We start from the raw sequence: 244 nt of genomic DNA on the forward strand, positions 1-244 counted from the left end.
CCTAAGAGATTGTTTTTCAAGTTATCTGACATAAAAAACCAGCCTCGTGCTGAAACAAACCCTGCAACCAGATATCAAGGAATTAACCATGCTCGCCAATAAAACCGAAAACCCTGCTTATGTAGGGCAAAAAGCGGCCTCCGGCTTCCGGCTGGCCTTTATGTTAGTCACTACGCTGTTCTTCCTCTGGGGCTTGTCTTACGGCCTGCTCGACGTGCTTAACAAGCATTTTCAGGAAGTGCTG

At 47.1% G+C, this 244-nt stretch carries 1 pseudogene; it reads left to right on the forward strand.

Features of this window, described 5'->3' with window-relative positions:
* Positions 1 to 88 precede the first annotated feature (88 nt).
* Positions 89 to 244 (forward strand): annotated as a pseudogene (locus GEAM_RS23515) (glucose/galactose MFS transporter); the annotation flags it as partial.

Source organism: Ewingella americana ATCC 33852 (genome assembly GCF_000735345.1).
In the GTDB taxonomy this organism is placed as follows: Bacteria; Pseudomonadota; Gammaproteobacteria; order Enterobacterales; family Enterobacteriaceae; genus Ewingella; species Ewingella americana.